Raw genomic sequence first — 7,100 nt, 5'->3', positions numbered from 1 at the left:
GGGTGCAGGGGGCGCAGCCCCCGCCGGGGCGCAGGGGCGGAGCCCCGCATGGGGTCCTGGGGCGCAGCCCCAGAAGAGGACCTCCCCCGCCCCGCGGGGGTCCGGGGGCCGCGCCCCCGGTTTCGGGAAGGGGCGGGTAGGGGAAAACCGCCCGCCGCAGGCGCCACACACCCGCACCCGCCAACCCACCCGCACCGGCAGGCGCTCACCCCCGGCAACCCACCCGCACCCGCACGCCCCCTCACCGCACAACCTCCGCATGCGCAGAAGCCCGAGTAAGCCGCCGCATGGCGTGAGCGAGCAGCACCACCGCCGCACCCCCACAGATCAGCACCGGTACCGCCCCCGGCCCCCACCCGGAGACCACACCCTCGACGGGTGCGGACAGGAAGCCGAAGCCCGGGAGCCGCCCACCGAGCGCCGTGGCGAGCGCAAGCGTCTGAGCCGCGCAGGCCGCCCCCAGCATCAGCGCGCCCGCGTCCGGGAATCCGTGCACCTCGAGCAACCGCGCGAGCAGCAGCAGCGCCCCGAGGGCCACCGCGGGACCCACGCCCCGCGTCCCCTCCCCGAGCACCGCGCCGGACGCGAGCAGCAGCCCGGTCGCCACGGCGAGGAAGACCGCGAGCACCCCGCAGAGCAACGGCCGTACGGCGGCCGCGAAGTCGTCGAGCCCCCGGCTGACGGCCAGCGTCCGCGCGCTCTGCACCGCGAAGACCCGCGCACACCAGGCCGCGGGCGCCACGGCGAGCGCGAGCCCGAGCAGGGGCGCCGTGTGCAACGGCCAGGGCCCGTCGGGCCCACCGGACAGGATGCCGTCGAGCAGCCCTTCACCGATCAGCGCATACGCGAGCAGGAACCCGGTCCACGCCCGCGTGGCCGGCACCTGCCGCCCGAGCACCCGCAGCGGCCCTTGCCGCAGCGCGACCCTGAGCGCGACCCCCACGGCGAGCGCGCCCAGCACACCGGCGAACAGTTTCGCCGACCCCGACGTGAGGTCGAGCGCGGCCACCGCCATGGCGCACACCGCCCCGGGCAGCATCGCGAACGCGGCCCAGCCGACCGGGACTTGAGGCCCGGCGGCCGCACTCTCCACCCGCGACAGAGCGGCAGACGCACCGGACGCACCCGAAGCCGACTCGTCGTCCCGCTCCGCCCGCGCGTACATCTCCTCGGCCAGCGAGAACACATCACGGTGCCGGAAGCGTGCCGCGGTCCGGTCGGTGACGCCATGCGCCTCCAGACCGGCGGCGATCTCCAGCGGGTCCACCGCCCGTTCGCACAGCTCACGGTGACGGTGCATCAGCGCCTTCACCGGATCGACCGCACCCCTGCGGCCCCCGGGCTTGCGCGCCTTGCCCTTGACGGCGGGCACATCCGCCACCCGCGAGCCGGCACGCGCACCGGAACCCGCAGCACCAGCAGTGAGCGCCGAATCGGAGAGCACCTCCTCGGACCGCGTGTCCCAACTCCCAGGACTGGCCGGCGTGATGGGCGCGTCCGGCACACCCTCCTCGGGACCGGCACTCGACGCCGTACGGAATTCGCTCACCGCTCCCCCTCCCCCGCGGCACCGACCCCGACGGGCTCATCGCCCACCGCATCCGGCAAGACCGCATCCGGCAGTCCCGCATCCGCCGCACCCTCGGACGGAGCCTCCGCACCCAGGGCCCACCTCGGGCCCGACGCACCCGGCTCCTCCCGCAGTCCGGACCCCGTCCAGCGCCCCGGCACATACACCTCCGCCGGGTTGGCGAACGGCTGCGGCTCCCCGGCCTCGTCGAGCGCGTCCCGCCGTACGGGATGGTGCGAGACGATCTCGAGGTAAATGCCGCGAAATGCCGCGATGTTCTGGTCCACCGTGAAGAGTTCGAGGGCCCTCGCACGCGCCGCCGCCCCAAGACGGTCCCGCCGCTCGGTGTCCCGCAGCAGCGCGAGACAGGCATCGGCCAGCGCGCGCGGATTGCGCGGCGGCACCACGAGCCCCGTACCGCCGATGACCTCGACCACCGCACCGACATCCGTGGACACGGTGGCCCGGCCGCAGAACATCGCCTCGACCAGGCTGATCGGAAAGCCTTCGACCACGCTGGAGAGCACCACGACGCTGCCGGCCGCATAGGCGTCGGCCAGCTCGGGGACCTCGGGTCCGCCGATCTCCTCGAACGAGACCGGGTTGTCCCCCACCGCGTGCACCCCCTCCGCCTCATCGGGGAAGAGCTGCGCCGCAAGAGCCGTGCAGTGCGCGAGATACGTGGCCGCCTCGGGCCCGTCCGCGGGCGCGCCCACGATCCTGAGCCGCGCCTTGGGCTCCTCCTTGCGGATCTCCGCGAAGGCGTGCAGCAGCGCGATCAGATCCTTGGACGGCTCGATCCGGCCGACCCACACCAGGGTGTCCGGATCGGCGAGTTCGGTGGATTCGCCGACCTCCGCGAAACGCGAGGCCTCCATGCCCGGATATACGGTGCGCAGCTTGGCCTTGTCGGCCCCGCATCTCTCCTGCCAGCGCCGCGCATGGGTGTTGCCGGGCGTGATCAGCGTGGCCTGCCGGTAGACCTCGGTGGCGAGCCGGCCGTGGAAACCCGCGAGCAGCGCACGCGCGGGCGCACTCAGCGCTCCCGCGGCCCCCAAGTAGTGCGCCCTCAGCTGCACTCCGTACTCGGTGACGAGCAGCGGCACTCCGTAGAAGTGCTTGGCGAGCAGGCCCGGCAGTGCGGCCGCGCCCCCCGACGCGGCATGGCACAGGTCGACCGCTCCGAGGCCGCCCTCGACCTCCTCGTACCAGTCGAGCGAGAGCGGTCGCAGGGTGCGCTCGATCAGTCCGGTGACCGTCAGCAGGTCGGCGACCCGCGCCTCGCGTGCGGCCCGCGGCGCTCCCGGCGCCCGGCAGGCCTTCTCCAGCGCGTCGACCGCCGCCTCGGAGCGCAGCGCACGGGCGAGTCCGCCCTCTTCGCGCTCCAGGTCGGCAAGCCCGTACAGCGCTCCGGCGAAACGGTCCTCCGCCGCATCCCCCTCGGCACAGACCGCTGCCGCCAACTCCCCCCAATGTGCGGCGAAGCGGCGCCGCGCCCGCCTCCCGTACACCACTCCGTCGTCCTCGGCGGTCCACAGGGGAGCCGTCCGCACGCGATGCACCTGGGGCGGAAGTTGGATCCACCCCTGTTCCTCCTGGTGCGCGCTGCGGCTGAGCGCGAAAATGTCGAACTCATGCCGGTCGAGCCCCCGCACCAGGCGGTCGCACCAGAGCCTGGCCTCACCCGTCACATACGGATAGCCACCCTCCGTGAGCAGTCCGATGCGCACGAGTACACCCCCGATCCTTCTTCGACTGGGGCTCCGTGGTCACGGGCGCCCCCCGCGAAACGAACGTATGCGGATATGCCGGTGGCGCGATGGACGGTTGTCCATCGCGCCACCAGAAGGGGTGAACGGCCGTAACTTTCCTGGCCGGGTAGCGTTCGATCGCGCTAGGCGCGCGGTCGGTCACGCAAGGTGATGCTCGCGGTACGGGTCAGGCCACCTCCGCCAACTCCCGCCGCTCCGACCGCCGCAGCGCGGCCGCCGACGGATCGAGCGCGGGTACGGCGGCGAGCAGCTGTTTCGTGTACGGGTCCTGGGGAGCGCCGTACACCTCCTCGACCGTCCCCGACTCGACCACGCGCCCGCGCCGCATGACGGCGACCCGGTCGCTGACCTGCCGTACCACCGCCAGATCATGGGCGATGAAGACCAGCGCGAGACCGAGCTCGCGCCGCAACTCGTCCAGCAGAGCCAGCACTTGGGCCTGCGTGGTCACGTCGAGGGACGACACGGGCTCGTCACACACGATCAACTGCGGGGACGGCGCGAGGGCACGGGCGATGCACACCCGCTGGCGCTGGCCGCCGCTGAACTCGTGCGGATAGCGGTCGTAGTGCGCCGCCTCCAGGCCCACGCGGACGAGGAGTTCGTCCACCCGGGCCCGTATGCGCTGCTCGTCCTTCTCGCCGCGCGCCCGCAGCGGGTCGGCGATGGATTCGCCGATCGAGCGGCGGGGGTTGAGCGCGGAGCCGGGGTCCTGGAAGACCATCTGCACATCCGCCGTACGGGAGACGGTGCCGCCGTCCGAGGCGAGCAGCCCGACGAGCATCCGGCCGAGGGTGGTCTTGCCGGAGCCCGATTCGCCGACGATGCCGAGGGTTTCGCCCGCATGCACGGCGACCGAGACCCCGTCGACGGCCGCGAAGGCCTTGGCCCGCTTGCCGTAGACCTTGCGCAGATCCTGGGCCGCGAGAACGGGCGCTCCGGCGGCGGAGGCGTCAGCTGAGCCGCCGTCCGAGGCGGCAACCGAAATCTCGGCCGGGACGACAGCCGATGCGGCAGCCCCGGGCTCGACGCGAGGTCCGGGCACGGACACGCCCTCGGACCCCTCCGCCTCGATCCGCGGCACAGCCGCCAGCAACTCCCGCGTATACGCCTGCGCGGGCGCCGCGAGCACCTCGCCCACCGGCCCCCGCTCGACCACCTTCCCGTGCCGCATCACCAGCACGTCGTCGACGCTCTCCGCCGCCACCCCCACGTCATGGGTGACAAGCAGCAGCCCCATCCCCGTCTCCGTCCGCAACTCGTGCAGCAGATCCAGGATCTGCGCCTGCACGGTCACGTCGAGCGCGGTGGTCGGCTCGTCCGCGATCAGCACCCGGGGTTCGCACGCGAGCGCCATCGCGATCAGCGCGCGCTGGCGCATCCCCCCGCTGAACTCGTGCGGCCGCGAGCGCGACCGGCGCGCGGCGTCGGGGATCCCCACCCGGTCGAGCACCTCCACGGCCCGCGCGCGGGCCGCCCGCCGCGAGACCCGGTGGTGCACGCGGTACACCTCGGCGATCTGGTCGCCGACCGCGTAGTACGGGTCGAGCGCGGAGAGCGGGTCCTGGAAGACCATGGCCGCCTTGCCGCCGCGCAAGGAGCGAAGTTCACCGTCCGAGGCCGCCGACACATCGACGCCCGCGACCTCGACCGCACCCGATACCGACGCGCCCGTCCCGCGGTGCAGGCCGAGCAGCGCGTACGCGACCGTGGACTTGCCGGAGCCCGACTCCCCCACCACACCGAGCGCGGCGCCCGGTTCAAGGGTGAAGGAGACCTTGTCGACCGCCCGTACGGAACCGAAGTCCACGGACAGGTCGGTCACTTCGATCAGGCTCATGCGAGCACCACCCGTCGGTCGGCCACCGCGTACAGGACGTCGGCGACGGTGTTGGCCAGGACGACGAAGAAGCCGATGACGAGGACCAGGCCGACCACCACGGGCAGGTCCACGGTCCGTACGGCCTCGACGAGTTCGCGGGCGAGCCCGGGGATGCCGAAGAGCGACTCGGTGAGGACCGCGCCGCCGAACATCGTGCCGAAGTCGAGCGCGCTCAGCGCGATCACGGGCGCCACCGCGCCCCGCAGGGCGTGCCGTCCGAGGATCGCCCGCTCGCTCACACCGAAGGCGCGGAAGGTGCGGACGTGATCCTCGGCGAGCGTCTCCAGCATCGAACTCCTGGTCAGACGCGCGTACTTGGCGGATTCGAGCAGTGCGAGCGCGAACCAGGGAAGCAGCAGATTCCACATCCACTGCTCGGGGTCCTCGGTGAGCGGGACGTACTGCGGGAAGGGCAGCCAGGCGAGCGTCGAGCAGAACACGATGATCAGAAGCAGCCCGATCACGAAGACGGGAGTCGCCGTGCCGGCCAGCGTGAGCCAGGTCAGGACGCGCTCGGAGAGCCGCCCGCGCCGCCACACCGACAGGACGCCGGTGCCGACCCCGATGATGATCCACAGGACGAAGGCCCCGGACACGAGCGAGGCCGTGACCGGCAGCTTGGCCAGGATCAGCTCGGTGACCTGCTGGTCGCTCTGGTACGAGAAGCCGAGGCAGGGCGCCCCGCAGTGGGCGATCTCGGTGCCGGTGGAGTAGTCGCGGCCGGCCACGATGCCCTGGAGGAAGTGCCAGTACTGCGCGTACACCGGGTCGTCCAGGCGCAGTTGCTGGCTCACCTGGTCGATCTGGGCGGTGGAGCAGCGCGGTCCGCAGGCGATCCGGGCCACGTCGCCGGGGGCCACGTAGAAGACCGCGTAGACGAGGACGCTCAGGGCGAAGAGCACGAACAGCGCCCCGCCCACGCGCCGCAGCAGGAAGCCGGTCATCGCGAACCCCTTGTGCGCTTACGGAACTTGGTCGCGCCGACCCTGAGACGCGACTCCGCCCGTGGATCGAGCGCCACCCGCACGCCCTCGCCGAGGACGGTCAGGGAGAGCACGGTGACGAAGAGCAGGGAGGCCGGGATGAGCAGATACGTGGGCGCGGTGGCGTACCACGTATCGGCCTCGGTGATCATCTGGCCCCAGGACGGCGTGGGCGGCTTGATGCCGATCCCGAGGAAGGAAAGCGCCGCCTCCACCGAGATGTTGGCGGGCACGAGCAGCGCCCCGTACGTGATGACGGGCGCGGCAAGCGAGGGCAGCAGCTCACGGCGGGCGATCCGCCAGGTCGACCAGCCGCTGAGCCGGGCCGCAGCGACATGGTCGAGCGACTTCAGGGCGAGCGCCTGGGCGCGCACCACCTTGGAGGTGCCCGACCAGCCGACCAGGCCCACGACCACGGCGATCAGGACCGGGCGCGGCACCGACTGCGGGACGATCGCGAGCAGCGCGAGCGCCATCACCATCAGCGGCAGCGCGACGACCACGTCCGTGAACCGGCTGATCGCCTGGTCCACCCAGCGGTTGCCGAGCGCGGCCGCGAGCCCGAGCGTGACGCCGAGCGCCAGCTGGACGACGGTCGCGAACAGGGCGACACCGAGCGAGACCCGCGCCCCGTACACGATCCGTGCGAACAGATCGCGTCCGGTGCCGGGTTCGACGCCGAGCCAGTGCTCGGCGCCGATCCCGCCGAAGGACCCGAGCGGTACGCCGCCGGCCGCGGAGTCCACGGCCTCCGGGTGGTACGCGTTGGGGTCCTGGCCCGCGAGCGCGGTGAGCAGCGGTGCGGCAAGGGCCACCAGGACGAGCAGGGCGACGACCACCGCCGCCGCGAGGGCGGCGCGCTGCGTGCGCAGCCGCCGCCAGAACGAGCGGGC

The 7,100-nt window shown here is 72.8% G+C and carries 5 protein-coding genes; all 5 read right to left on the bottom strand.

Going from position 1 to position 7,100, the window contains the following annotated elements:
* Window positions 1–241: 241 nt before the first annotated feature.
* A complete protein-coding gene (locus ABT367_RS39940; protein ID WP_352258697.1) occupies window positions 242–1,549 on the bottom strand; it encodes a hypothetical protein in 1,308 nt (435 codons plus the stop codon).
* On the bottom strand, window positions 1,546–3,300 hold the full coding sequence (locus ABT367_RS39935) for a DUF3492 domain-containing protein (RefSeq protein ID WP_352258695.1): 1,755 nt from the start codon (window positions 3,298–3,300) through the stop codon (window positions 1,546–1,548). Before ABT367_RS39935 ends, ABT367_RS39940 begins: the two co-directional genes overlap by 4 nt.
* Before the next feature lie 208 nt (window positions 3,301–3,508).
* A complete protein-coding gene (locus ABT367_RS39930; RefSeq protein ID WP_352258693.1) occupies window positions 3,509–5,182 on the bottom strand; it encodes an ABC transporter ATP-binding protein in 1,674 nt (557 codons plus the stop codon).
* Window positions 5,179–6,168, bottom strand: a complete 990-nt coding sequence (locus tag ABT367_RS39925) for an ABC transporter permease (protein WP_352258691.1) — start codon at window positions 6,166–6,168, stop codon at window positions 5,179–5,181. The genes ABT367_RS39930 and ABT367_RS39925 overlap by 4 nt, the downstream gene beginning before the upstream one ends.
* A partial coding sequence (locus ABT367_RS39920) for an ABC transporter permease (protein WP_352258689.1) occupies window positions 6,165–7,100 on the bottom strand: 936 nt, incomplete at its 5' end. The genes ABT367_RS39920 and ABT367_RS39925, both read right to left, overlap by 4 nt.

The sequence above is a fragment of the Streptomyces mesophilus genome (assembly GCF_040300965.1).
Lineage (GTDB): Bacteria > Actinomycetota > Actinomycetes > Streptomycetales > Streptomycetaceae > Streptomyces > Streptomyces mesophilus_A.
The sequence above is the reverse complement of the archived record's forward strand: the minus strand, read 5'-3'. Positions and strand labels throughout refer to the sequence as shown.